The organism is Terriglobus sp. 2YAB30_2, assembly GCF_052114765.1.
GTDB lineage: Bacteria > Acidobacteriota > Terriglobia > Terriglobales > Acidobacteriaceae > Terriglobus.
The window spans coordinates 248,735-273,710 of sequence record NZ_JBFRFJ010000006.1 but is presented as its reverse complement, the minus strand read 5'-3'; the positions used below and the strand labels follow the sequence as shown (position 1 = coordinate 273,710).

At 59.2% G+C, this 24,976-nt stretch carries 19 protein-coding genes; 5 read left to right on the top strand and 14 right to left on the bottom strand.

What is annotated here, in order from left to right; translation table 11 throughout:
* Positions 1-131: integrase core domain-containing protein (locus AB4Y89_RS12000; RefSeq protein ID WP_442301167.1), on the top strand; the 131-nt coding region annotated here is incomplete at its 5' end.
* A 99-nt stretch (positions 132-230) separates the two neighbouring features.
* Here the strand turns inward: AB4Y89_RS12000 and AB4Y89_RS11995 are convergent.
* The 3 genes from AB4Y89_RS11995 to AB4Y89_RS11985 all read right to left on the bottom strand — a co-directional run bounded on the left by AB4Y89_RS11995 (position 231) and on the right by AB4Y89_RS11985 (position 5,940).
* Positions 231-3,377, bottom strand: a complete 3,147-nt coding sequence (locus AB4Y89_RS11995) for an efflux RND transporter permease subunit (RefSeq protein WP_442301163.1) — start codon at positions 3,375-3,377, stop codon at positions 231-233.
* A gap of 2 nt (positions 3,378-3,379) precedes the next feature.
* Positions 3,380-4,531 carry an efflux RND transporter periplasmic adaptor subunit gene (locus tag AB4Y89_RS11990; protein ID WP_442301162.1) on the bottom strand — a complete coding sequence of 384 codons (1,152 nt, stop codon included), beginning with the start codon at positions 4,529-4,531 and terminating at the stop codon, positions 3,380-3,382.
* 113 nt (positions 4,532-4,644) lie between these two features.
* Positions 4,645-5,940, bottom strand: a complete 1,296-nt coding sequence (locus tag AB4Y89_RS11985) for a TolC family protein (protein ID WP_442301161.1) — start codon at positions 5,938-5,940, stop codon at positions 4,645-4,647.
* A 295-nt stretch (positions 5,941-6,235) separates the two neighbouring features.
* On the opposite strand from AB4Y89_RS11985, the gene AB4Y89_RS11980 reads away from it, so the two are divergent.
* On the top strand, positions 6,236-7,420 hold the full coding sequence (locus tag AB4Y89_RS11980; RefSeq protein WP_442301160.1) for a two-component system sensor histidine kinase NtrB: 1,185 nt from the start codon (positions 6,236-6,238) through the stop codon (positions 7,418-7,420).
* A complete protein-coding gene (locus AB4Y89_RS11975) occupies positions 7,417-8,796 on the top strand; it encodes a sigma-54-dependent transcriptional regulator (RefSeq protein ID WP_442301159.1) in 1,380 nt (459 codons plus the stop codon). The genes AB4Y89_RS11980 and AB4Y89_RS11975 overlap by 4 nt, the downstream gene beginning before the upstream one ends.
* 300 nt (positions 8,797-9,096) lie before the next feature.
* Here AB4Y89_RS11975 and AB4Y89_RS11970 read toward each other — a convergent pair whose 3' ends face one another.
* From AB4Y89_RS11970 to AB4Y89_RS11955, 4 genes are all read right to left on the bottom strand, one after another.
* The gene (locus AB4Y89_RS11970; protein ID WP_442301158.1) at positions 9,097-9,558 is read right to left on the bottom strand and encodes a PA2169 family four-helix-bundle protein; all 462 of its coding nucleotides are present in this window, start codon (positions 9,556-9,558) and stop codon (positions 9,097-9,099) included.
* A gap of 283 nt (positions 9,559-9,841) precedes the next feature.
* Positions 9,842-12,466: a DNA translocase FtsK 4TM domain-containing protein gene (locus tag AB4Y89_RS11965; protein WP_442301157.1), complete on the bottom strand. Its 2,625-nt coding sequence runs from the start codon at positions 12,464-12,466 to the stop codon at positions 9,842-9,844.
* 147 nt (positions 12,467-12,613) lie between these two features.
* Positions 12,614-14,281: a ribonuclease J gene (locus AB4Y89_RS11960; RefSeq protein ID WP_442301156.1), complete on the bottom strand. Its 1,668-nt coding sequence runs from the start codon at positions 14,279-14,281 to the stop codon at positions 12,614-12,616.
* Positions 14,282-14,406: 125 nt separating this feature from the next.
* Positions 14,407-15,252 carry a 2,3,4,5-tetrahydropyridine-2,6-dicarboxylate N-succinyltransferase gene (locus AB4Y89_RS11955; RefSeq protein WP_442301155.1) on the bottom strand — a complete coding sequence of 282 codons (846 nt, stop codon included), beginning with the start codon at positions 15,250-15,252 and terminating at the stop codon, positions 14,407-14,409.
* Between the two features lie 87 nt (positions 15,253-15,339).
* Here AB4Y89_RS11955 and AB4Y89_RS11950 point away from each other — a divergent pair, with 87 nt between their 5' ends.
* Positions 15,340-16,227 (top strand): alpha/beta hydrolase, encoded by an 888-nt coding sequence (locus AB4Y89_RS11950; protein ID WP_442301154.1) that lies wholly within the window; start codon positions 15,340-15,342, stop codon positions 16,225-16,227.
* 16 nt (positions 16,228-16,243) lie between these two features.
* Here the strand turns inward: AB4Y89_RS11950 and AB4Y89_RS11945 are convergent, their stop codons facing one another.
* From AB4Y89_RS11945 to AB4Y89_RS11935, 3 genes are all read right to left on the bottom strand, one after another.
* The gene (locus AB4Y89_RS11945; protein WP_442301153.1) at positions 16,244-16,666 is read right to left on the bottom strand and encodes a response regulator; all 423 of its coding nucleotides are present in this window, start codon (positions 16,664-16,666) and stop codon (positions 16,244-16,246) included.
* A 171-nt stretch (positions 16,667-16,837) separates the two neighbouring features.
* Complete coding sequence (gene dapA, locus AB4Y89_RS11940; protein ID WP_442301152.1) at positions 16,838-17,758, bottom strand: 4-hydroxy-tetrahydrodipicolinate synthase; 921 nt, start codon at positions 17,756-17,758, stop codon at positions 16,838-16,840.
* A 158-nt stretch (positions 17,759-17,916) separates the two neighbouring features.
* Positions 17,917-19,185, bottom strand: a complete 1,269-nt coding sequence (locus tag AB4Y89_RS11935) for an aminopeptidase (protein ID WP_442301151.1) — start codon at positions 19,183-19,185, stop codon at positions 17,917-17,919.
* Positions 19,186-19,263: 78 nt separating this feature from the next.
* On the opposite strand from AB4Y89_RS11935, the gene AB4Y89_RS11930 reads away from it, so the two are divergent.
* Complete coding sequence (locus AB4Y89_RS11930) at positions 19,264-21,072, top strand: TonB-dependent receptor plug domain-containing protein (RefSeq protein ID WP_442301150.1); 1,809 nt, start codon at positions 19,264-19,266, stop codon at positions 21,070-21,072.
* A gap of 91 nt (positions 21,073-21,163) precedes the next feature.
* Here the strand turns inward: AB4Y89_RS11930 and AB4Y89_RS11925 are convergent, their stop codons facing one another.
* The 4 genes from AB4Y89_RS11925 to AB4Y89_RS11910 all read right to left on the bottom strand — a co-directional run bounded on the left by AB4Y89_RS11925 (position 21,164) and on the right by AB4Y89_RS11910 (position 24,956).
* Positions 21,164-21,838: a 4-hydroxy-tetrahydrodipicolinate reductase gene (locus AB4Y89_RS11925; RefSeq protein WP_442301149.1), complete on the bottom strand. Its 675-nt coding sequence runs from the start codon at positions 21,836-21,838 to the stop codon at positions 21,164-21,166.
* 15 nt (positions 21,839-21,853) lie between these two features.
* On the bottom strand, positions 21,854-23,302 hold the full coding sequence (gene lysC / locus AB4Y89_RS11920; RefSeq protein ID WP_442301148.1) for a lysine-sensitive aspartokinase 3: 1,449 nt from the start codon (positions 23,300-23,302) through the stop codon (positions 21,854-21,856).
* Positions 23,299-24,423, bottom strand: a complete 1,125-nt coding sequence (gene asd / locus AB4Y89_RS11915) for an aspartate-semialdehyde dehydrogenase (RefSeq protein WP_442301147.1) — start codon at positions 24,421-24,423, stop codon at positions 23,299-23,301. The genes lysC and asd overlap by 4 nt, the downstream gene beginning before the upstream one ends.
* A 74-nt stretch (positions 24,424-24,497) precedes the next feature.
* A complete protein-coding gene (locus AB4Y89_RS11910) occupies positions 24,498-24,956 on the bottom strand; it encodes a DUF1569 domain-containing protein (protein ID WP_442301146.1) in 459 nt (152 codons plus the stop codon).
* Positions 24,957-24,976: the final 20 nt, after the last annotated feature.

Here is a 24,976-nt window from a genome sequence, read left to right as displayed (position 1 = left end):
ACTGGGAAAACTCAGAACAAAGAGACACCCAACTCGCCCCTTGGACAGACTTCTACAACCAACAAAGACCTCATGCTAGCCTCAACCTACGCCCGCCCATCAGCAGGCTCCAGATGTCAACAACCTCTTGACCTCCTACAGGTGCCCCATTCACGCGAAGCGTGAGTGGGAGATTCGAGCTACGCTCGAACCGCTTTTCCCATTCAACTATTCAACCATTCAACCAACAACTACACCTCAGGTGTCTCCTCCAACGCCACCTGCGCATTCTTCCCCTCAAACGCTGCATACACCACGGGTAAGAGAATCAAGGTCAACGCCGTCGAACTCACCAGACCTCCAATCACGACAATCGCAAGCGGCCGTTGAATCTCAGATCCCGGTCCCGTAGCAAACAGGAAAGGAACCAGGCCCAGCGCCGCGACTGTCGCTGTCATCATCACCGGACGGAAGCGCAGACGCGTCCCCTGTCGTATGGCATCCTCCTGTGACAGACCTTCCTGGCGTAGCTTGCGGATGTAGCTCACCAGCACTACGCCATTCAATACCGCGATACCCCACAGTGCGATAAAGCCGACTGATGCCGGCACTGAGAGATACTCGCCGGAGATAAATAGTCCCAGAATGCCTCCGATCGAGGCCAGCGGAAGCACCGTAATGATCAGCGCGGCAAAGCGAACTGATTTGAACAGAATGAACAGCAGGAAGAAGATCGCCGCAATCGTGATCGGCACGATGATCATCAGGTGATGCAGCGCCCGCTCCATATTGTGGAACTGCCCGCCCCACTCGATGTAGTAGCCTGCGGGCAACTGCACCTGTTGATTCACCTTCTGCTGCAGTTCGGCGACATATCCGCCGAGATCACGGTCCTGCACATTCACGCCAACCACGATACGGCGCTTGCCCATATTGCGGTTGATGAGCGCGGGGCCCTCAACGACGTTTACGCTGGCCAGGTCTTTGAGGGGGACACGCGGTCCATCCGGCGAGCTAACCTGTAACTGCCGAATGTCGTCCACCGAATCGCGCAGACTCGCAGGCAGGCGCACAACACTGGCAAAACGGCGCTCACCCTCGTAGACTTCCGTCGCTGACTTACCTGCAATCGCTGTCTCGATCACGTCATTCACATCGGCAGCATTCAGACCATACCGCGCAATCGCTCCACGATCGATGCTGATGGTCAGGTACTGCTGGCCGCCAACGCGATCTACGCGGGTATCCTGCGTCCCCTGGATGCCCGTGGCTACTTTTGCAATCTGGTTTGCCTTTTCCACCAGCAGGTCAAGATCATCGCCGTAAAGCATCACCGCAACATCCGCGCGCACACCCGAGACCATCTCATCCACGCGATCACTGATCGGCTGTGACATCACCAGGTTGATGCCTGGAAGCTTTGCCAGGTTCTCGCGAATCTCCTCTGCTATCTTGTCCTGTGTCATGCCACGCGGACGCTCATCAAACGGCGTCAGCGATGCGAGCACATCGGCCTCGTTCGGCCCTGCCGGGTCGGCAGGTGACTCACCGCGTCCTACACGCGAGACCACGTTCTCCACGCCCTTCACGCTCATGATGAGCTGCTGCATCTTTCCTTCCATGCGCAGCGACTCCTCCAGCGAGATATTCGGCACGCGGTCAGCATTGGGAGACAGTGTGCCTTCCTGCATCTCCGGGATGAATGAGGTCCCCAGGAGAGGAACGAGCGACAGCGATCCGAAGAAGGCGAGCACAACGCCGGCGACCAGTACTTTGCGGTGCCCCAGTGTCCAGTTCAGAATGCTCGTATATGGCTTGCGCAGCCATCGCACCAGCCAGGTGTCTTCCTCTGAGCCACCCTTCAGCAGATACGACGATAAAATCGGCGACAGCGTCAAACTCAATACCAGCGAGATACCCAACGCGATGGCAATGGTATATGCCAGTGGAGCAAACATCTTGCCTTCCATTCCCTCCAGCGTCATCAGGGGGAGAAAGACCAGGATGATGATGGTTACCCCGAAGAGCGTAGGAGTTGCGACCTCCTGTGTGGCATCTAGAACGATGCGCAGCTTCGAAGGTTTTTCCTCGCTGTGCACATGGTCGTGGTTGTGGCTCAGACGGGCGAAGACGTTCTCCACCACGACGACCGATCCATCCACCATCAGGCCGATGGCAATCGCCAGACCGCCCAGCGACATCAGGTTCGCCGAGAGATGGATATTGTTCATCACCAGGAAGGTCAGCAGCGGTGTCAGGATCAGGTTCGCGCTGACGATCAGGCTCGACCGTAGATCGCCCAGAAACAAGAAGAGGATCACGACAACGAAGACAATGCCTTCGCCCAGCACCTCGGTTACCGTATGGATTGCTGCATCCACCAGCTCCGACCGGTCATAGTAGGGCACCAGTTGCAGGCCGCCGGGAATCATGTGCTTGCCGTTGATCTCCGCCACACGCTCCTTCACGCGGCTTACGATCTCCTTGGCGTTGCCTCCGCTGGTCATCAGCACGACGCCGCCTACGGCTTCGGTGTATCCGTTCTTCATCATCGCGCCGTAGCGGACCTCGGTTCCGATGCGAACCGTCGCTACATCGCGCACGTAGACCGGTGTGTTTTTGTTCTCCTTCAGAACGATGTTCTCGATATCGGCTACATCGCGTACCAAACCCACACTGCGGATCAGGTACTGCTCTGCATGCTGCGGCAGCACGCCTCCACCGGCGTTGGCGTTATTGCGAGCCAGCGCCGCCCGTACATCGTTGATCGTCAGGTTGTAGTAATGCAGCTTCTGCGGATCGACCAGCGTCTCGTACTGCTTGACGTAGCCACCGGTAGAGTTGATCTCGGCAACACCTGAAACACCGCGCAGCAGGGGACGAACTACCCAGTCTTGCAGCGTGCGCCGCTCGATCAATTCATCCCGCGTCAGCACGTGATGCTGCTCAGCCTCGCCCGGAAGCTCCAGCGTGTACTGGTACACCTCGCCCAGCGCATTGGTGATCGGCCCCAGCACCGGCGTGACACCTTCCGGCATGTGGTCGCGCAGCTCCGCCAGTCTCTCAGAGACCATCTGCCGTTCGCGGTAGAGGTCGCTCTCGTCCGTGAAGACCAGCGTGATGAGAGACAGTCCCGGCTTATTCAGTGACCGCATATCCGTCATGCCCGGCAGGCCGGTCATGGCGATCTCAATCGGAATGGTGACGAAACGCTCCACCTCTTCCGGGCTCTTGCCCGCGGCTTCGGTTGCAATCTGCACCTGTACGTTCGCTACATCCGGAAAGGCGTCGACTGAGAGCTTCTGCGCCGCGTTCAGGCCGAAGCCCATAAGCACGCACGCAACCACCACGAGGATCAGGCGCTGCCGCAGAGCAGCCGCGATGATGGACTGCAGCATGCTTACTTCTCTCCTTTGATCGCAGCCTGCTTGCGCTGATTGTTCAGGTGAAAGGCTCCCTCGGTCACAATCCGTTCCGCCAGCGTGACACCGCCAAGCACGACGCGCCTGTCGTTCTCTTCTTCGCCCAGTGTTACCTCACGCAGAATGTATCGCTGCGGCCCAATCTGTACGAAGATGTTGTCTTTGTTGTCTTCACGCACCACTGCCGCATTCGGGATCGTGAGCTTACGATCGCTGCGGCCGGTAAAGGTCATACTGGCAAGCTCATCCGGCTTCAGACGGCCATCGGGATTCGGGAGATCCATACGCACCTCTATGGTGCGAGTGGCCGGATCGACAATGGGAGAAACGAATGAGAGCCGTCCATTGAGCTGCATATCCTTCAGTGCGGGTACGCGCACTTCAACGTCCATCCCGGGCTTCAGGATTCCGGCCTCCTGCTCAGGGACATCCGCTGTGATCCATACATTCGACAGATCGGCGATGGTGAATGCAGGGTCCGCCGGCTGTACCACTTGTCCGATGGTGATCTCGCGCTTCAAAACTGTGCCGCTTTTCGGCGCAACGATCGGATAGTCAGCACTCAGTTTGCGCGATGTTTCCAGCTGCCGTATCTGCGCCTCGGTCATGCCCAGGCCGAGCAGTTGCGTGCGATAGCTTGCTTCCTCAGTGGTGGCCTGCAGCCGTTCGGCGCGTCTCCGTTCCAGTTCCGCTCGGCCAATCACATCTGCGGCCACTAGTTGTTCCGCGCGCTTTTCAGCTGCTGCGGCAAGCTCCCGCTGTGACACTGCTTTGATCAATGCAAACTGCGTGTCAGAAAGATTGGTGCTGTGCAGCGTGGCCAGGACGGCCCCCGCGCGAACGTACTGGCCTTCAAAGACCAGCAGATTCAGAATGCGTCCGGCAACCGGAGATCCGACGCGGGCAATGCGTTGCGCATCTGTCTCGACACGCGCGGCTACCTGCAGTGTTCCGGTTACATCGGCCATCTGCGGTGTTCCAAACTTCAGGCTCTCGGCCAGCACCGGCGTCACCGCAACTATGTTTGGATTGCTGGCGCCTGCAACCGCCTTCTCTTCCTTCAGCTTCGACTTGCAACCTGTCCCCAGCAACACCGCGGCCATCGCCGCGGCCGCTAGAGCCTTTTTCATGTAGGTGTAGTGCAGGGCCTTTGCATCTATGGGCGTTTTCCTCAATGAAAGCGCCGCTGCACGCTGCTCCAGGGATACCCAGCAACAGGAAAAATGCTCCAACCATCGTGTCATCACGGCCTCGCTCCCGGCGTCAGTGCGCCCAGTTCTTCCAGATCGATCAATGCAGACTGGCGCGCGTACTGCGCATCCAGCAAATCGCCACGCACGCTTTGCAAAACGCGTTGCGCGTCCAGAACCTCAACAATGCCGCGCTCGCCGAACCGGTATGCGGACTTCGCCGCCTCTACCGCACTCTCCGCCGCCCGCAGTGATCCGGCCTCCAGCGAAGTCACCTGCTGGTCGGCCAGTTGATACTGTTCATACGCCCGCTCCAGCGCGCTCACCAGCTCCAGACGCCGCTGGTCCAGTGTCGCGTTTGCCTGTGAGATGGCTGCCTTTGCGTCTGCAATCTGTCCACGCCGCCTGTCCCACAGCGGAATAGGAATGGTGATGCCGGCGCGCCAGTAGCGCAGATCGGGCTGGTTCTCAAACTCGGCAAAGGCGGTCGGCTGCGGAATGCGGAGAGCTTTCTCGCGGTCCAGCGTCGATCGGCTCGCATTCAGTTCTGCTTCAGACTGCGCTACCGCCGGGTGCGCGGTCAGCACCTGGTCGCGCAGCGTATCCAAAGCCGGTAGCGTCATGTGCGCTGTGGTTGAACCGACGGGAATCAGGTTCGCATCGGCCGGCGCAGCGATGGCAGCGCGCAGGATTGCGATCGCCGAAGAGTATTCGATCTGCGCACTGTTCACCGCAAACCGCGCGCGAGCCAGTTCCGCTTCAGCCCGGGTCAGCTCCAGCTTGCCTTTCTCGCCGACATTGACTTCCACCTCGACGCGGCGGCGAAGGTCCTCCACCAGCGCCAGATTCTCGCGAGCATGATTGATCTCCTCTTGCCGCTTCAGTGCGTCGTAGAACGCCCGCTGCGCATCGGCCATTACATTCAGCCCCACACCGCGCTCCGCCGCTCGAGCGCTTGCGGCCATGGACTCTGCTGCTTTTCGGCGGGCACTGCGCTCCGATGGAATCTCGATGGTTTGGTAGCCCGCATAGTGCTGCAGCAGGCCTGGAGTCCCGGGTGTCTTGATCGGTCGCGCATACTGGCGGCCTTGAAAGACCTCGATATTCGGGTTCGTGTAGCCGCGTGCCGTCTGTACCGCTGCCTGGCCGCGCTGTGTTCCCGCCAGCGCCTCCTGCAAGCGTGGGCTGTTGCGTCCAGCCATTGCCAGAGCGTCATCGAGTGTCAGCCGCAGTTCGCTGGACGCAGGAGCCGCTGCCGTCTGCTGCGGCGCAGGCTCTGCCGGCATCGGCGCATCCACAGGCGTCTGGGCTGCCAGCAAAGCCGCCGGCAACAGTGGGAGGAGGAGCAACTTTCCTAGCGTCACATTGCTTCTATGGCAATTCGCTAGCCAAATAGAAATCCCCAAGTTTCATAGGGATTTGGGCTTTCACGATGTCCCATTTGGTACACCGCTGTCCGCTATCCGGCACCTCGGGCAGCCCATACACCGGGTGCCCCACATACCCGAAGCTTATGTGGGAGTATCGAGCGGAGTTCGATCCGTTAGTCATTGTGTAACAAGTTCATACTCTTCAAACCCAAAGATTCAGCGAGCGCTATTTTGGCTCCTCCACATTGGCTCCCCAATTGCAATGCAACTCACGATGCCCGCTGTCTCTCAGCTTCGCTGGCCCATGCCATCGCCGCCTGCGTGGGACAATGACACTATGGTCCAGCTTCCATCTGCGCTGCGCTCGTCGCAGGCCAAGGCGGTGCTTGTTGGTACCCTTGTGGTGTTGCTGGCCATCTTTACCTGGGCTGTTCCACCGCGCTATGTGGTGTTGCACAATATCCTGCACCATCTCAACATCCTGCCTTTTATGCTCGCCGGGCTCCTCTTTGGCTGGCGGGGCGCGACACGGACTGTCCTTTTTGCCGCTCTTCTGTTCCTTCCTTTGATCTACCGTCACTGGTTCCGCGCCCCGCTTGATGCGCAGGATCAGGTCGTCGAGCTCAGCACGTTCGGTGCTGCCGGCATCATTGCCGGTCTGCTTGCAGATCGGGAGCGCACGCAGCGCCGTCGCGTCGAAACAACTAAGCGTGAGCTGGAACATGTCTACACCGAGCTGCGTCAGAACATTGACCAGCTCCGTAAATCGGAGCGTCTCAGCGCCGCGGGTCAGCTCTCCGCCAGCCTCGCCCATGAGATCCGCAATCCTCTGGCCAGCATTAGCGGCGCCGCCGGTATCCTCGCGCGCGGACAAGCATCCGCTGAGGCTCGCGCCGAGTGCCTGGAGATCCTTACCAAGGAGTCCCAGCGCCTCAATAAGCTCCTCACGAACTTCCTCGACTTTGCCCGGCCCCGGCTTCCACGCATGCAATGGATGGAGCCCGCCGAGATGGTCTCCTCTGTCGCCGCCCTCGCTCAACACGCAGCCAGCCGTCAGAACGTAACTCTGGAGGTCCTGCATGACTCGGTACTGTCGCCGGTCGAATGCGATCCGGAGCAGATCAAGCAGCTCCTGCTGAATCTTGTTCTGAACGCTATCCAGGCTACCGAGGGGGAAGGAGCCGTTACTCTCAGCAGCTTTGTGCACGGCGGCAACCTCTGCATTGAGGTGCGCGATCATGGGAAAGGCATCAGTCCCGAAGTCCGCGCACGCATCTTCGAGCCCTTCTTCACGACGCGCGAAAATGGCACAGGGCTCGGGCTTGCAATTGCGGCCAATATTGCCGGCCAGCACGGTGGAACGCTTACCTGCGTCCCGAACATCGGCCACGGCGCTATCTTCCGTGTTGAGCTTCCCATCGCATCTGCGCCGCTAAAACGGCCCGTGGAGGTGGCGTGAGCAATCGCGTTCTTGTTGTCGATGACGACGTCAGTCTCCGACGTGTCATGAAGCTGCAGCTTGAGGAAGCGGGCTACCAGGTCTCCGTCGCCTCCGATGGCGAAGAAGCATGGCGCATGCTCCGCGAGTCCGAACCGCAGCTTGTCATTACCGATCTGCGTATGCCTACAACAGGGCTGGAGCTGCTCTCGCGTATTACTCAGGCAGGTCTTCGCACGACGGTCATCGTTGTTACCGCTTTCGGTACAGTCGAAACCGCGGTCGAGGCGATGAAGCTGGGCGCCTATGACTATGTCACCAAGCCTCTGGACTTTGACGCGCTTGTCCTTGTTGTTCATCGTGCGATGGAACGTCAAAGCCTCATCGAAGAGGTTCAGACTCTCCGTTCCGCCCTCGATCAGCGCTATGGCTTCGAAGCCATCGTAGGTCACTCCAAAGGGCTTCTCCGTGTCCTCGATCAGGCTGCACGGGTCGCTCAGCGTGACGCAACCGTACTCATCCAGGGAGAGACCGGCACCGGCAAGGAGCTCGTCGCTCGCGCCATCCATCACAACAGCCGCCGTGGCAAACGCCCATTCGCCGCGATCAACTGCGGCGCTATCCCGCGCGATCTCGTCGAAAGCGAACTCTTCGGCTACACCAAAGGCGCGTTTACCGGAGCTGTCGCCAACAAGGAAGGACGGATCGAGTCCACCAACGGCGGCACGCTCTTTCTCGATGAAGTCGGAGAGCTTCCACTCGAAGCTCAGGTGAAACTGCTGCGAGTCCTGCAGGAAGGCGAGCTTGCCAAGCTCGGCGCCACCGATCCCATCAAGGTAGATGTTCGTGTTATTGCAGCCACCCACCGCGATCTCTCTGCAATGGTCGAGGATGGAGCCTTTCGTGAAGATCTCTACTATCGTCTTGCCGTGGTTCCGCTGCGCATTCCGCCGTTACGTGAGCGGAGGGAAGATCTACCGGAACTGATTGAGGTGCTCTTTGAACGCGCTCGCAAACGGCACGCCTTCGAGCATCTGCGTCTCTCACCCACGGTGCTGCAGCATCTCATCGCCTATCACTGGCCAGGGAATGTCCGTCAGCTTGAAAATGTGATGGAGCGCCTGGTGGTGCTTTCGACCTCTGAGGTCATCTCCACAGAAGACCTTCCGCCGGAGCTTACTGCTCCCCCGCGCCCCGCTCCCTTTTGGCTCGACCTTCCAGAGCAGGGCATCAGCCTTGAAGCTCTCGAGCGAGACCTCATTCGCCGCGCGCTGGAGAAGTTCAACGGCAACCAGACCCAGGCTGCCCGCTATCTCGATATCAGCCGCCGCACCCTTATCTACCGCATGGAAAAGCACGGCCTCGCCCCCGAGTCGGCTACGAAAGAAGATCTCTGACTCTAATTTCTGAGCCTAAGTTTCCTGGGTGCATCGACAAATTCCATGAGCCACAACACTCGTTGCCCCATTCTTCGCGGTTTTTTATCGCGAAGGGTGGGTATCGCGCTACGCGCGACCGTATTTCCGTCTCGCAACGAGGAATAAAAAGAAGATCGATACAAAATATTTGTAGATAGTGGCCAGGGTCATGAGCTCAAGCCGAACTGGTCGATGCAACCTGTTCCTTTGGCCAAACACACGCTTTCGTTGTTAAACACCAAACGGCCCTATAGGCCGTTTGATGTTTAACCGCATCTTCTAAGCCGCTTTACGCCGATCACGTGCATTGCGGACGTAATCATGGGCTGTCTGGATATGTGCATACTGCTCGCTCAGCATCTTATGCACTGGCAGCGGCAGTGCCTCCTCGACAGCCTTGGAATAGACCTTCTTGGTGCTATCTTCGCCTTGCTCGGCTGTGGCCAGCAGGCTGTAATCACCGCCGCCGAGTTTGGCCTTCAGATCGCCCCAGGACCGGCGCATCGTACCTGCAATCGTTCCACTCTCTTTCACATCGTGGAAGCCGGCACGATGCAATTCGTTTTCGAGGTCAGCCCGGAAGCGCGCCCGCTTAAGACTTTCCGCCAGAAAGTAACGCCGTAGCATGTCATCCTTCAGGTGTTCACCAAGCGTCTGGAAGCCCTCCTGTCCGTCGATCAGAGTTTGGATGACTTCGCGCAATGTGTCGTTCATGCGGCTCTGTTTTTCAGCATCGCTCATTGCCATGGGTATCCTCCGTGTGTTTAGAGACGTTGTGGCCGGTGCAGGGTCCGCCGGCTGCTGTGCGATTCTCCACCGCCGGCGACAAGCAGGAGAAATCGCGAAAATCCTACTCCCCTGCCAGCCACTTCTGCATCTCCGCCGGCAAATAATTTCACCGGCGCCATGTATCACCGTGGGATGCCTCTGATCCGGAGAGGTTTGCCCCAAAAAATAGATAGGGAACGGCTCGCCGTTCCCTATCTATCTGAAAGAAAAAACTACCTCAGTCGGAAGTCACGCATTAACGCATTGCCGGATCTGACTCACGCAGCCAGTCAGCGCTCTTGAGAATCTCCCGTGGCTTGGATCCTTCAGCAGGTCCTACCAAACCATCCCGCTCCATCATGTCGATCAAATGCGCTGCTCGGCCGTATCCGATACGCAGACGACGCTGCAACAGACTCGTCGATGCCTTACCGAACTCGAAGATCAGTTTTACGGCATCGTCGAAGAGCTCATCGTTCGTATCGTCGCCATCCATCGCATCGAGGTCGCGGCCTTTGTCGTCCTTCGGACCTTCCAGGAAGCCCTGGACGTACTCGGCTTCACCCTGTTGTTTCCAGAAGTCGGTAACGGCGGCGATCTCCTTCTCGGTCACGAATGGAGCGTGCACCCGCTGCAGACGCGAGGTTCCCGGTGGCAGAAAGAGCATGTCGCCCCTTCCCAGCAGGCTCTCAGCGCCGTTGGAATCGATGATCGTACGCGAGTCCACCTTGGTAGCCAGACGGAAGCTCATACGCGTAGGCACGTTTGCCTTGATCAGGCCGGTGATTACGTCGACCGAAGGACGTTGCGTCGCCAGCACCAGGTGAATACCAACAGCGCGCGCCATCTGCGCCAGCCGGGTAATCGCCTCTTCGACGTTGGCCTTATCCAGCATCATCAGGTCAGCGAGCTCGTCGATGATGATCATGATGTACGGCAGCGGCTGCTGCTCTTCATCGTCTTCAAACATTGACGGCGTGCCGTTCTCAAACAACTTGTTGTACTGGTCGATATTGCGAACATGCCTGGAGGCGAGCAGCTTCAAACGGCGTTCCATCTCGCGGACCGCATTACGAAGTGCATTCGCGGCCAGCTTGGGTTCGGTGATGATCGGCGTGAAGAGATGAGGAATGCCCTCGTACATTCCCAGTTCCACACGCTTCGGATCGACCAGGATCATGCGCACCTGTTCCGGTGTCGCCTTGAAGAGCACGCTCATGATCATGGCGTTGATCGCCACTGACTTACCTGAACCGGTGGATCCGGCAATCAGGACGTGAGGCATGGAGGCCAGGTCGGCCGTGACGATACGGCCATTGATGTCCTTGCCCATGGCAATCGCCAGCCGCGACTTTGTATTGGCGAAGTGCTCGCTCTCGACAACATCGCGCAGCCAGATCGTCTCGCGCTCGCTATTCGGCACCTGGATGCCGACTGTGCTTTTGCCGGCCATGCGTTCGATCAGGATGCTCTCGGCCGCCATCGCCAGACAGAGGTCATCGGCAAGGCCCGTAACGCGCGAATACTTTACGCCGGCTTCCGGGCGGAACTCGAAGGTCGTCACCACTGGGCCGGGATTGATCTGGGTGACCTGACCGTGGACATCGAACTCAGCACACTTCTCGACCAGCGTGCGGGCCTCTTCGCGAAGAGCCTCTTCTCGCACAATGCTCGGCTCCTCGCTGCGGTGCAGCAGGCTCGACGGCGGCAGCTTGTAGCCATGTACGCTCTTGGCGGTCAGGGTAACGGTCTTCAGCTTCTCGTCGGCACGCTTGCCAAAAGAGATCCCTTTTTCCTCGGTCTCGGGCTGCTGCGCGGCCGGAGTAACCGGGGCGGGGAAGTTGACGATCTTACGCGGCGCCTCCGGCTCGGCCTGGGCCGGATGGTGAGCCCACTCAGGAGTGGGCTCCTCGATAGTCGCCTGGTGAAGGCGTTCCTCGGCCGCGGCGGCATAAGCTGCGGGTAACGCGGGGTCTCCGCTCTCGGCTGGGGCATCGACCATGGTGCGCGGCACTTTCGCCCAGACAGAGGGTGCCGGTAACGCTTCCGTCTCGACCGGATCGGCGTTGTCCCGCTCGCCCAGAGGCTGCGGCTGCGCCTTCTTCCGGCTCCACCAGCCGAACAGGCTGCTGAGCAGGGAGGTGCTTTCGGCCGCAGTGGCCTTCTGCGCCTTGCGGTCGGCCTTTTCCTGGCTGCGGCGGTCACGCTCCATGGCGCGTTCGCGCTTGCTCTCGTACTCCGCAATCGCCCGATCCGCCCGGGAGGCACGGGTGCCCCGCCAGTTGCGCCAACGGTCCTGCATGGCTTGCAGGAAGGCGAAGCGGGCAGTCGCCCATTCACGAGCGGTGTTGAAGGTGAAGGTCGTGGAGAGATAGGAGGCCATCACCACCATCAGGGCGACGACGATGCACGCGCCGGGGAAGTTCAGCAGCGCAATGATAGCGTCAGCCATCAGGCGGCCTTCCACGCCTTCAATGGGCAACGTGCTGCGCCAGAGCATATGTCCCGGAAGCAGAGCGAACATCGCCGGACCGAAGAAGATCCAGATTGCCAGGCCTGCGAATTTGGCGACAGGCGACCCCGCAGGCCGCGACCGCATCCAGCAGTAACCCAGTCGCATGAGCGAGAGCGGAACCGCGAAGGCCGCGATGCCGAGAAGCTGCAATGTGGCGTCGCTGATAAAGGCGCCGACAATGCCAGTCCAGTTATGTGCCGGACGCCCCGTGGCGTAGCCCCCCACGGTGTTCCAGGAGGGATCGGTCGGCGTATAACTGACCAGCGCCAGCGCCAGCAGCCCACCCCCCACCAGAACAGCCAAGCCAATCAGCTCGTTCAGGCGGCGATTACGCGTCGGCGTTGTAACAAAACGGAGTGGCTTCATCGACACCTCGAAACAAATGGGGACCGCTTCCGCGCGCTTTGCGCGCGGAAGTACCTTTCATTGTCCTCGTTTCGGGTCGGCTTCCGGGCCTGAAATCGGCAGCCGGGGAACCTAGCTGGCTACCCTGCGAGCACCATTCTGGAATCTCTAAATCTCGAGAATTACCGGCATGATCAGTGGCCGCCGGCTCGTATTCTTCTGGATGTAGCGCTTCAGGTCCGTCCGGATCTTCTCCTTGATCACGCCGTAGTCGCCTTTTTCCTCGTTTGAGGAGGCATCCAGCGTACGCGCAATCACCTGCCGCGCCTCGGTCAGGATGGCCGGATCAGGCACTGCAAAGCCGCGCGCAATGATCTCCGGCGCGCCTTCCACCAGGCCGGTCAGCTTGTTGATGGCGAGGATCGGCAGCAGCAGACCCGCCTCCGAAAGGTGCCGGCGATCGCGGATCACCAGATCGTCCACTACATCTGCCGTCGATCCGTCGTCGATGAGGATCCTGCCCGCCTGTACTTTGTCCTTCCGGGTGGCCGAGTCGCGCGTCAGCTCCAGGACGTCTCCGTCTTCCAGCAGAAAGGTCTGCTTCGGAATCCCGGTCGACGCGGCAAGCTCTGCGTGGCGCTTCAGATGCCGATAGTCACCGTGCACAGGGATGAAGTACTTCGGCTTCACCAGGTTGATCATGAGGCGAAGCTCTTCCTGGCTGCCATGCCCGCTCACATGGATGATTCCCTGGGTGCCATCGTCGAAGATCACGTTGGCATCCCGGCGGACCAGGTGATCGATCATGCGGAAGATCCCTTTTTCGTTGCCGGGAATGATGCGGCTTGAGAGCAGAACGGTATCGCCGGGCTCAATCCGCGCGTGCTTGTGGTTATCCACCGCGGCACGGGAAAGGGCCGACATCGGCTCGCCCTGGGTGCCGGAGATCAGGACGCAGACCTTCTCCGGTGGATAGTCTCTAATCTGACCGCCATTGATCAAAAGGCCGGGCGGTATATCGATATATCCAAGGTCGGTGGCAATCTCGGTTGAGTTGTCCAGCGACCGTCCGACGACGGCGACCTTGCGGTCATGTTTATCCGCCAGCTCGAAGGCCAGCTTCAGCCGGTGGATCGAGGAGGAGAAGCAGGAGAAGAAGAGCCTCTTCTTCGTCCGTCCGAAGATTTCGTCCAGCCGTGGCCGTACCGCCAATTCGCTCGGGGTGTGTCCGGGCCGGTCGACGTTGGTCGAATCCTGCAGGAGGGCGAGCACACCACCGTTCCGCCCCAGCTCGGCAAATGCCTGCAGGTCGAAGGGATGGCCGTCCGGCGAAGACAGGTCGACTTTGAAGTCTCCTGTATGCAGGATTGTCCCGACCGGAGTATGGATCGCCAGGGAAACGCAGTCCACAAGGGAGTGCGTTACCCGGATTGGCTGAATCCGGAACGGTCCGACCTGAAACTGTTCGCCTGGAATCATTTCCAGCATCTCAGTGTCGTCCAGCAGCTTGTGCTCTTCCAGCTTGCCTTCGACATAGGCGAGGGTGAACTCGGTGCCGTAGACGGGGACGTCCCGCAGTTCGGTCAAAATCCACGGAAGGCCGCCAATGTGGTCTTCGTGACCATGTGTGAGCAGAATGGCTTTGACCTTCTCACGGTTCTCGACCAGGTACCCGATATCGGGCACGACAATGTCGACACCTAGGAGTTCCTCGTCCGGAAACATAAGTCCGGCATCGATAACGAGAATGTGGTCGCCATAGCGAATGGCACAGCAGTTCATGCCAAATTCGCCAAGGCCGCCGAGCGGAATGATTTGCAGCTTGTCGAGACTCATCAAATCTTCATGCTAGAGCATTTTTCCTGTTGCCGGGTATCCCGGGAGGTGAGTGCAGCGGCGTTTTCATTGCGGAAAACGCCCATAGATGCGGAAACCCTACATTACGCCTACAGAAAAATGCTCTAACGCAGCAAGTCTTCCAGTGCCGTCGAGAGATCAGTCTTCTCGTCGCGGTACTTCACAATGACCGGGGTGTAGACAGAAAGGCCCCACTCTGTTCCTTTTCCCTTAGTGACAGCGCGCGCGCCGGGGACCACAACCGCGCCTGACGGGATAATGAGCGGTTGGTCCGCCGTCGCCTTCAGAACCGTTCCATGCACCGTGTCATAGACCGGCGTTCCGCGCGTCAACACGGTACCGGCGGCCAGTACCGCCTTTGAACGGACGATCGTTCCCTCATAGACACCCGTATTGCCACCTACCAGAACGTCATCTTCGATAATCACAGGCGAAGCATTCACGGGTTCCAGTACGCCTCCGATCTGGCACGCCGCTGAGAGGTGGACACGCTTGCCGACCTGTGCGCAGGAGCCTACCAGCGCGTGCGAATCCACCATCGTGCCTTCATCCACATACGCGCCAACGTTCACATAGGCGGGAGGCATCATCACCACGCCCTTGGCGAGATAGGCCCCGCTGCGTACCGACGAACCACCGGGTACGACCCGGACGCCCTGTTCGGGGGTAAAGGTGCGTGCCGGATAGGTGGCCTTATCGATAAAACTCAGGCGGCCGCAGGACTGATCTTCGAGCTGGCCGATACGGAAACCCAACAGGATGCCGCGTTTGACCCATGCATTGACTGTCCAGCCGATGGACGAGGCGGCATCGGGAGAGGCTGAGCGCAGCGTACCGGCTTCGAGCTGACCGCGGAGCTCCAGGAAAGCCTTTTCAGCGTCGGGATTACCGATCGCTGCGGCTCCGGAGGCGAAGTGATGTTCAATGGTCTGCTCGAGGGTAGTGCTCAAAAGCTATCTCCTTGAAAGGCGGTATGTCTTCAGTGTAGGTGATGGCTGTCCCACAGGCGAATTCCATTCACAGCGTAAAATGCGTTCGTGCGATCCTTCCTGGTTCTCTCCTCTTCTCTTCTTTTCGTCGCATTGTCCGCACCGGCGCAGGTTGTGACTCTGCCGCTGTGGCCCCACGGAACACCCGAACCCTGGGCTCCAGGAGCAGAAGTGGAGACCATGAAGCCAACGGACAAGCTGGTTGGCGGCCATTCCGTCTCGAAATTGAGCAATATCGAACAGCCAACGTTGGCTCTCTACCAGCCGCCAAAAGAAAAGCGCACGGGTGCAGCAATCGTTGTTTTTCCTGGAGGAGGTTACCGCATCCTTGCTCAGGATCTTGAAGGAACCGAGGTCTGCCAGTGGCTTAACGCGGAGGGTGCCGCATGTGTTCTCGTGAAATATCGCGTCCCTCTGAAAGAGCATTACCCCGCCAGTACGATCGACCTGGAGGATGCACAGAAGGCGGTTCGCCTTACAAGGATGCATGCGGCTGAGTGGGGCATTAATCCCTCGCAGGTAGGTGTCTTGGGCTTTTCGGCGGGTGGTCATCTTGCCGCGGTGCTTAGTAATCATGCTGACTTCAAGCGTGCCGGTGAGCCTGCCGACGAGGCGTCTGTGAGCGCCAGGCCCGACTTTACGGTTCTGATCTATCCGGCGTACCTGACCGATGCGAGTCTGAAACAGGTCGACGAAGGTGTTAAGCCGACTTCGGAGACACCGCCCACCTTTCTGCTACAGGCGGAAGACGACCCAGTGCACGAAGAGAACGTGCTCGTGTACTTCCAGGCCCTGAAGGAGGCCAAGGTCAAAGCCGAGCTACACGTATATGCCGAAGGCGGGCACGGTTACGGATTACGTGCAAACGGGCTGCCGATTGTGAAGTGGCCTTCGCTGGTCACGACCTGGCTTCACACAATCGGGATATTGCGTTAGCCCTAGAGCAAATGCTCTAGGCCGGAATGGGTAACCCCGGCTTGTATCCACGCCGACTCGATGGAGTCAGCAGTGTATGGATGAGATCCAGCAGATAAGGCAGGCTGACAGGTTTTTGTACGAAACGCCAGGATCGGGAAATAATCTCCGCGGTCCGGCTCTGGCCCAAATCTTCGCCGCTGATGAGGATGACCGGCATCTCAGGCTTTGCGGCCGTGAGTGTCTGGGCCAGTTCCACGCCTGAACTCTCTGGCATGTTAATGTCGGTCAGCAAAAGATCGACGTCCGGCCGGCTGGCAAAGACTTCCGCCGCACGATGTGCATCATGGCAACTCAACACTGCGTAACCCGCATGTCGCAGGAACGCTTTGTAGAGCGACCGGATATCAGAGTCATCGTCGACGAGCAGGATGGTGCAATGAGGGAACTGCGAATTCATGACAGCAACTTCTCGTACTCAGGTAAAACGTGCGTAAAGTGAATCGGCTGTAAATTGCCCGGCCGGTCCCCTGTGTACGGGACCCGATACTCTGACGCTGATTGAGCTGTGGAAGTTTTCCCATTTGCAGGACATGAAAGACCCATGCCCTGCAAGTCGTTCATTACAGGTTTAAAAAACGCGCAGATCCTCTCCCGTCGGTAAGGCATCGACCAATAGGCCAAGCTCCCCGATGAGAATATCGAGTTTCCTGCGGGTGACAGGTGAGACCTCCGTCATGGGCAGACGTAGGCCACCGTGAATTTTGCCCATCAGGGTCAGAATCGCCTTTGTCGGTGAGGGATTCGGTTCCCAGTAAAGCGCGTTGAGGAATTTGCTGTAGTGCCTCTGAATGCGGCGAGCTGTCGACCAGTCGTTGTTCAGTGCGGCATCGATCATCTGCGCCATATGGTGCGGAATGACGTTGGAACCAACAGAGATGAGTCCCGATGCACCCTGAGCAATCGCCGGCAGGGCAATGCCATCATCACCGGCAAAGACACGGAAGTTGCGAGGAGCTGTAGCAATAATCTCGGAGATCTGGGCAATATTACCGGAGCTTTCCTTGATGCCGAGGATGTTGCTGTGCTCGGCCAGGCGAAGTACCGTAGCCGGCTCAAGGTTCGCTGCCGTCCGGCCCGGAATGTTATAGAGCATCACGGGCAGGGTTGAGGCATCGGCAATTGCCTTGAAGTGAAGATACTGGCCTTCCTGGGAAGGCTTGTTGTAGTAAGGATTTGCCGTCAGAATGCCGGAGAGGCCGGGAATGCGGGAAAGCTTTTCAACCCGAGCAACAGCTTCAGCCGTATTGTTGTGGGTACATCCCGCCAGCACGGGTACCCGTCCTGCCGCGGAGCCAACAACCGTCTCGATCAGGCGGACCGTCTCGTACTCGGTGAGCGTGGAAGCTTCTCCAGTAGAGCCGGCGGCGACCAGAAAACTGATGCCGGAGTCGATCTGCCAGTGAACCAGAGAGCTAATCGCAGGTTCGTCGAGTGTGTTGTCTGGTCGGAAGGGCGTAATCAGCGCTGTCCCGCAGCCTTGTAGGTCCATAACAAATGCTAGTTTACCGTTGCGGACGGGTGCTTGTCAGGAAGGACGACGGCGCGTCGCGAAGGTTCGCTGGATTTTAGTGGACGCCGATCGCTGAGCGGTGTCACACGAACGCGGTGTCCATGCCCCAAAGGGCATGGACACCGCGTGGACTGATCCTAAGCCCAGTTTCCGTTGCGCATCAGTGGCTCACTGGAACCATCGGCATATACGCCGTCGACATTCATATTGGCGTTGCCGATCATCCAGTCCACGTGGATGAGTGAGCTGTTGGCGCCGAGTTTTGTCAGCTCCTCTTCGCTCATCTTCTCTCCACCGATGAGGCAGGTGGAGTAAGCCTGTCCCAGTGCAATGTGGCTGGCCGCGTTCTCGTCGAAGAGAGTGTTCCAGAACAGCAGGCCACTCTCTGCAATCGGGGAATGATGCGGAACCAGCGCTACCTCACCAAGCCGTGCCGCGCCCTCATCGGTGGAGATCAGCTTCTTCAGAGCTTCTTCTCCTGCGGAGGCGGAGGCGTCGACGATGCGGCCGTTTTCAAAGTGAACCGAGATATTCTCGATCAACGTTCCCTGATGGGAGAGCGGTTTTGAGGCCCTCACGCGGCCGTTCACACGATCTTTATGCGGCGTCGTGAAGCACTCTTCCGTCGGGATATTGGGCTGGCAGTAGACGCCGTTGCCGGCGGTTGTCCCGCCGCCTGCCCACAGATGGTTATCCGCCAGGCCGACAGTCACATCGGTGAGGCCGTCGTTCGAGTGGAACCGAAGCGCGTAGTAGCGTTTGTTGTTCAGGAAATCCACACGTTCCTTCAGGCGGCCACCGTGCGCCTCCCAGGCCGCGACTGGATCAGGCTGATCGCTACGCGAGGCCGCGAAGATTGCATCCCATAGCTTCGCTACGGCTTCTTCCTCTGAAAGGTCTGGGAAGACGAGCTTTGCCCAGGCCGGGGTTGCGCAGGCGACGATGGTCCAGTTGATCTCGTGACGGGTGATGATCTCCATCGCCGGCTTGGCGGCTTTGCTGGCGGCGACGTTGGCGCGGGAGACCTTGCCTGGGTCCTGTCCGGCAAGCAGTGAGGGATTCGCGCCCGTAATGCCGAGGCGAGCAGCACCGGAACGGTAGGCATTGGTAATGCCTTCAGAGAGCCAGACCGCCGTTTTATCGAAACTTTCATCGGGGGCGTACTGGTACCGCGCCAGTGTGAGCTCATCATCATTGAAGAGAGTGGTCACCAGTGTGGCTCCGGCTTTGTAAGCGTGTTCCGTAATGCGGCGAACAAAGGGGAGAGCTTCCATGGGAGCGGTGATGACCAGTTCCTGTCCGGCGCGAAGGTTAAGGCCGACACGGACAGTGACCAGTGCAAGGGCGTCGAGCTTTTCTTCGAAGGTTTTGGCGGCAACGGGAGCAAGAACGGTTGCAGAAGACATAGTGTTCCTAGGGTAGGAGCCGATCTGCTACTCCGCAAGTCCGGAAGATGCGATCCGAAGATGAGATTCTAGAAGTGCATGAAAACTCTGGTATTGCTTGCGTGCCTGATCGGCGTGAGTGGATGGACCTGGGCGCAGAAGTCACAGGATACGCCCGAAGTAAGAACGACCGTTGTTGTGGTGGGTGCTCCGGATGCCCTGGCCGAAGAAGACTCGGCAAGGTCGACCCGGGTGCTGGGGATCGAAGACCGGCGTCTGGCACTGAGCGACAACAATGATGTGCTGCGCGGCGACCCTGCGGTGGACATCCAGCAGCGCGGAGGCGCGGGAGTGCAGGCGGATCTATCGATCCGTGGAAGCTCCTACGAGCAGACGTTGGTGCTGTTGAACGGTATGCGCATCAACGATGCCGAAACCTCGCACTTCAACCTGGACCTTCCCGTGCCCATGGCAGCCCTCGCAACAGCACATGTACTGCATGGTGCGGGATCGACGCTCTATGGCTCCGATGCTGTCAGCGGTGTCGTGAATTTTGTTACCGCACCGGCGCAGGATGGACTGCGGTTACGGCTGCAGGCAGGTGGAGGGAGCTTCGGAGGCCAGGAACAATCGGCGCTTGCCTCGTGGGGCAAAGGGGCCCTGAGCCAGGTTTTTGCAGCCGGTCGCGACTTTTCGTCCGGGTTTATGCCGGACCGTGACTATCGCTCCGAGGAGGCGAGTTCAGAGACACGCTTTCACTCGCCGCTGGGTGACTCCGATGTGCTGCTGGCAGGCAGCGATCGCGCCTTCGGCGCCAACGGGTTCTACGGAAACTACACCTCATGGGAGCGGACGAAGGGATGGTTTGCCGGTCTGAGCCAGCAGATCGATCCAAAGACTCAGGCAGCGGTGGCATTCCGGCGTCACACGGATATCTTTCTCCTGACCCGGAGCAATCCGCTGGGCTACAAGAACCAACACATCGATACAAGTTGGCAGGGTGTTGTGCGTCGTCAAGACGCCTTGCCGTGGAAGCCTGCGAAGGTCTTCTACGGGCTGGAAACAAATACCGACCAGATCGACAGCACCAACCTCGGGCGTCATGGACGCAATCGCGGTGCAGGTTATCTGGATCTGGAAGTCCGTGGACGAGGGAAGGGAACCCTCTCCGTGGGATTGCGTGAGGAAGTCTTCAGCGGCGGCAACGCCGTGCTGGTGCCATCGGTCGCCGGAAGTCTCTGGATGGGGCAGAATCTGAAGGCAAGAGCATCCGTCGGCCGTGGATACCGGCTGCCAACATACACAGACTTGTACTACAACGATCCAACAACGGTGGGAAATGCGGCGCTGAAGCCGGAGTCGGCCTGGAGCTTCGATGGAGGGCTGGACTGGTATCAGGGGCACAGGTTCTCGGCTTCGGTGACAGGCTTCCATTCGCGACAGACCAATGCGATCGACTATGTACGCGCCAATGCCTCTGAGAAGTGGCGTGCAGCGAACCTGACAGGTGTACGACTGACCGGAGCAGAAGCAGCGATTGACTGGCGGCCACTGAGCGGACAGACGGTGCGTGTCGCCTTCACGCAGATCTCAGGTGCACGTGAGGCGTTGCAGGGRCTGCAGTCCATCTATGTCTTCAACTTCCCCACACAGAATGCAGGTGTGGAGTGGATCGGACGCTGGAGAAACGGTGTTCTCTTGCGGCAAAGAGTGCGTGCCGTGCATCGACTTGCGCGGGATGTGTACCCAGTCTGGGATGCATCGGTGTCATGGGAGGGAAGACAGGTGCAGCCTTACTTCCGCATGACGAACGGAAGCGACTCGCAGTACCAGGAGCTTGTGGGAGTACCAATGCCTGGACGAGCGTATATTGCCGGAGTTGTGGTTTTGTGGGGGAAGGCGAAGTAATGGAATGATTGAAAAATTGAAGAATTGAACATTACTGGTTAAAAACGAAACCGCGGTCTCTATCCAGGACCGCGGTTTTATCTCGTCCCTTTTACAGTTCCGAGAAAATGTCCTTGAAGTCGTAGCAGCCCTTGCGAGTTGAAAGCCATTCGGCCGCGCGGACAGCTCCGTCCGCGAAGGCGCGGCGGCTGAATGCCTCGTGAGTCAGAACGATCTTGTCGCCTTTGGAGGTTGCCGTGAGCGTGTGGAGACCTACGGCATCGCCTTCGCGGTGACTGGTGATGGGAGCCTCCACACCACCAAGAGCCTGCTGCAGGCTGATAGCCGTGCCGCTGGGGGCATCGAGCTTGGTGACGTGATGGGTCTCGTCGACCGTGAACGTATAACCGGCCTTTGCGAGTCCCTTGGCCAGGACCGCGGCGGCCTGGAACATCACCTGGGTCCCGATGGAGAAATTGGTGCCGTAGAGCAGACCGGCCTCTTTGCGTTCGGCCAGGCCGCGCATGTCGGCGAGCTTCTCGTACCAGCCAGTGGTGCCCACCACAACGCGGGCGCCGGTCGCGAGACAAGCACGCAGGTTGGGGATGACGGCTTCGGGAGTGGTGAAATCGATCACCACATCGAAGCCGATTACGAAGGGAGGCGTCAGCGCGGCGGCGTTAGGGTTCTCTTTCGCGTCGAGAACGTGCACGCCATGGCCGCGCTCATGCGCGACGTCGGCGACAAGCTTGCCAGTCTTACCGTGTCCGAGGACGAGGATACGCATCAAAGATCTCTCTGATCAGGCTTTTGCGGTTGCAGGTTCGGTCTGTGCTGCAGTGCGAGCTTCCACATCGAAGACGTCAGGGTCGGGGTTGGCGAAGAACTTCTTGTGCAGCGAGCGCACCGCCTCTTCCACGTCCGACTCCTCGATCATAAAGCTCATATTGATTTCGCTGGCTCCCTGGCTGATCATGCGCACATTGACGTGGCTTACAGCCGTAAAGACCTGACCGGAGATGCCCGCGTGACCGCGGATATCTTCACCTACCAGGCAGATAAGAGCTTTGTTCGGATCTAGTTTGACGTCGGCGATGGCGCTGAGATCTTCGATCACTGCATCGAGACCGATGTTTGAATCGACGGTCAGCGAGATCGAGACCTCGGAGGTGGAGACCATATCGACCACGACCTTGTGCCGGTCGAAGATGTCAAAGACGGCCTTCATATAACCATGCGACATCAGCATGCCGGAGCTGACGATGTCGATGATGGTCAGCTTGCGCTTCGCCGCAATGCACTTGAAGGGCGATTTGCAGGGTGGAGCGGCCGCGATGATCTTAGTGCCTTCGTTCGCCGCGTTACGCGAGTTGAGCACCCAGACGGGGATGTTCTTCTGCACGGCCGGGAGGATGGTCGCCGGATGCAGCACCTTCGCGCCGAAGTAAGCGAGCTCAGCCGCCTCTTCGAAGCTGATGGTCTTCACACGAAGCGCATCGGAGGTAATGCGAGGATCCGTGGTCATGATGCCGTTGACGTCGGTCCAGATCTCGATCGCTCCAGCGTGCAGACCGCCACCAATCAGAGCGCCCGTGTAGTCAGAACCGCCGCGGCCCAGAGTAGTCGTAATGCCCTGCTCGTTGGAAGCGATGAAGCCGCCCATGACCGGCGTCTTTCCGGCATCGATCAGCGGCAGGACATTCGCGACCAGCTTCTCTTCGATCTTGTCGGTAAGAGGCTTGGCTTTGCCGAAGGCCGAATCCGTGATGATGGACTCGCGCGCATCATGATGAATGCCGTTCAGGCCGCGCTGATCGAAGGCAGCAGCAACCATCCGCGACGAGAGACGCTCACCGTAGCTGACGACATTGTCCGTCGTGCGTGGTGTGAGTTCACCAACTGCCGCAATGCCGCGCAGCAGATCATCTAGCGAGTCAAACTCATGCCCGATGACAGGCTGCAGTGCGGTGAAGCGTTCGTTGTCCAGCAGCTCAGCGGCGGTGTCGACGTGGCGATTGCGCAAACGCGCAGAGATCGCGAGCGCGCCCATCTTGTCGCCTTTACCGGCAGCAGCAGCGGCCGCCAGAAGCTGGTCCGTCACCTTTGCCATGGCAGAGACAACAACGACCGGAGAGAGGCCCTTCTCCGTACGGGTACGGACGATGGCGGCGGTACGGTCAATCGCCTTGGCGTCTTCGACCGAGGTGCCACCGAACTTCATAACGACGATGTGATTGCGGGGTGTGCTCATGCGTTTACCAGCGCTTCCTGCCGCGCGCCGGCGAACTTGAACTTACCCATTACCGCCAGGATCTCAGCATTGAGGATGGCCGCGCCTGCAGCGCCACGAACCGTGTTGTGCGAGAGCAGGACAAACTTCCAATCCAGCAGCGAGCACGGGCGCAGACGACCGACGGTAGTGGCCATGCCGTTACCGCGAGCGATGTCCAGGCGAGGCTGCGGGCGGTTTTCCGCTTCGTCATACTCGACCGGGTGCAGCGGGGCCGAGGGCAGATGATGCGCGCGCAGAGGCTGGAACTCGCGCCATGCGGCGACCATCTGTTCGTAGCTGGCCGGGGTCTTCAGCTTGATGCTGACGCACTCGGTGTGGCCGTCGATAACGGGAACACGGTTGCAGTGCGCGGAGACTTTTGCGTCGAGCAGGTCGATGGAGCCGGTGCCGGCAGTCTCATCGGCCTTGAAGGCGCCGAGCAGCTTTCCGACTTCTTCTTCCAGCTTCTCTTCCTCGTTCTTGATGAAGGGGACGACGTTACCGAGGATGTCGAGCGACGGAACGCCGGGATAGCCGGCGCCGGAGACAGCCTGCATGGTGGTCACAAAAAGGCTCTCGATGCCGAACTTCTGTTCCAGTGGAGCTAGTGCGAGCACCAGGCCGATGGCGCAGCAGTTGGGATTGGTGACCAGGAAGCCGCCGTTCTGCTTGCGCGAAACCTGAGTTTCGAGCAGCCCGAAGTGATCGGAGTTAACCTCCGGTACGACCAGAGGAACATCCGGAGTCATGCGGAAGGCCGACGAGTTGGAGATGACGGCGCACCCTGCATTGGCGTAGGCGGGCTCCAGTTCCTTGGCGATCGGCGAATCGACGGACGAAAAGATAATGCGCGGCACTTCGCCGGACGCGAGCTGCTCCGCCGTGGGAACGGTGTTGGGCTGCACGATCATTTTGGCGATCTGCGCCGGCAGCGGCGTGTCGAGCTTCCAGTTGGTGGCATCACCGTACGGTTTACCGGCGGAGCGGTCCGATGCCGCGAGCCACGTAATCTCGAACCATGGGTGGTTGGCGAGAAGTTGGATAAAGCGCTGGCCCACCATGCCGGTGGCGCCAAGGATACCTACTTTACGTCGTTCCATACTGTCCTTGCGCATAGTTACTGCGCGTCTTTGACTGAAAGCGTGATTTGTCTAGGATACCAAGGATCGTCCGTTTAGCGGCCAAACTGACGCAGGTGATGGTCGGTATGGAGCCAGGCCCAGCGGTGCCATTCCCGGGTGGTCATACCAGCGAAGATGGGGTGGGGCGGCCAGTTCTCCCGGTTGGCGGCGAAGGCGTCGAGGGCCTGCAGCAGAGCCTCGCGATCGCACTGGAATTCCGCCGGTGGGGTGCCGCCAACCCCCTGTTTCATCTCTGGAGTGGTTGGAACGCCTTTCGGCCATTTGGTAGGAAAGTTCAGGGCAAGCCACTTGTAGACGCCGACCGGGAGGGGGGATTTGATGCGGGTATGGATCGTGCGCCGGTTCAGCCCGTAGAGCAGAGAGTCCGTCATGTGACAGACTGCCTGAGCTGCCGTCATATCACCCCACTGCGGAGGCGCGTCCGGGGTGAGAGAGGCGATACGGGATTTCAGCTTCTCAAGATCGGCCGGATTGGCGATGGTAGAGGGCACGGCCAACAGTGTAGCTGGAG

What these genes read in the sequence shown, in the direction of transcription:
- AB4Y89_RS11970 (WP_442301158.1), bottom strand. Translation starts at nt 9,558, where the DNA reads ATGAGCGATGCTGAAAAACAGAGCCGCATGAACGACACATTGCGCGAA.
- AB4Y89_RS11935 (WP_442301151.1), bottom strand. Translation starts at nt 19,185, where the DNA reads ATGTCTTCTGCAACCGTTCTTGCTCCCGTTGCCGCCAAAACCTTCGAA.
- dapA (WP_442301152.1), bottom strand. Translation starts at nt 17,758, where the DNA reads ATGGACCTACAAGGCTGCGGGACAGCGCTGATTACGCCCTTCCGACCA.
- AB4Y89_RS11995 (WP_442301163.1), bottom strand. Translation starts at nt 3,377, where the DNA reads ATGCTGCAGTCCATCATCGCGGCTGCTCTGCGGCAGCGCCTGATCCTC.
- lysC (WP_442301148.1), bottom strand. Translation starts at nt 23,302, where the DNA reads ATGAGCACACCCCGCAATCACATCGTCGTTATGAAGTTCGGTGGCACC.
- AB4Y89_RS11990 (WP_442301162.1), bottom strand. Translation starts at nt 4,531, where the DNA reads ATGAAAAAGGCTCTAGCGGCCGCGGCGATGGCCGCGGTGTTGCTGGGG.
- AB4Y89_RS11965 (WP_442301157.1), bottom strand. Translation starts at nt 12,466, where the DNA reads ATGAAGCCACTCCGTTTTGTTACAACGCCGACGCGTAATCGCCGCCTG.
- AB4Y89_RS11925 (WP_442301149.1), bottom strand. Translation starts at nt 21,838, where the DNA reads ATGCGTATCCTCGTCCTCGGACACGGTAAGACTGGCAAGCTTGTCGCC.
- AB4Y89_RS11960 (WP_442301156.1), bottom strand. Translation starts at nt 14,281, where the DNA reads ATGAGTCTCGACAAGCTGCAAATCATTCCGCTCGGCGGCCTTGGCGAA.
- AB4Y89_RS11980 (WP_442301160.1), top strand. Translation starts at nt 6,236, where the DNA reads ATGCCCGCTGTCTCTCAGCTTCGCTGGCCCATGCCATCGCCGCCTGCG.
- asd (WP_442301147.1), bottom strand. Translation starts at nt 24,423, where the DNA reads ATGGAACGACGTAAAGTAGGTATCCTTGGCGCCACCGGCATGGTGGGC.
- AB4Y89_RS11945 (WP_442301153.1), bottom strand. Translation starts at nt 16,666, where the DNA reads ATGAATTCGCAGTTCCCTCATTGCACCATCCTGCTCGTCGACGATGAC.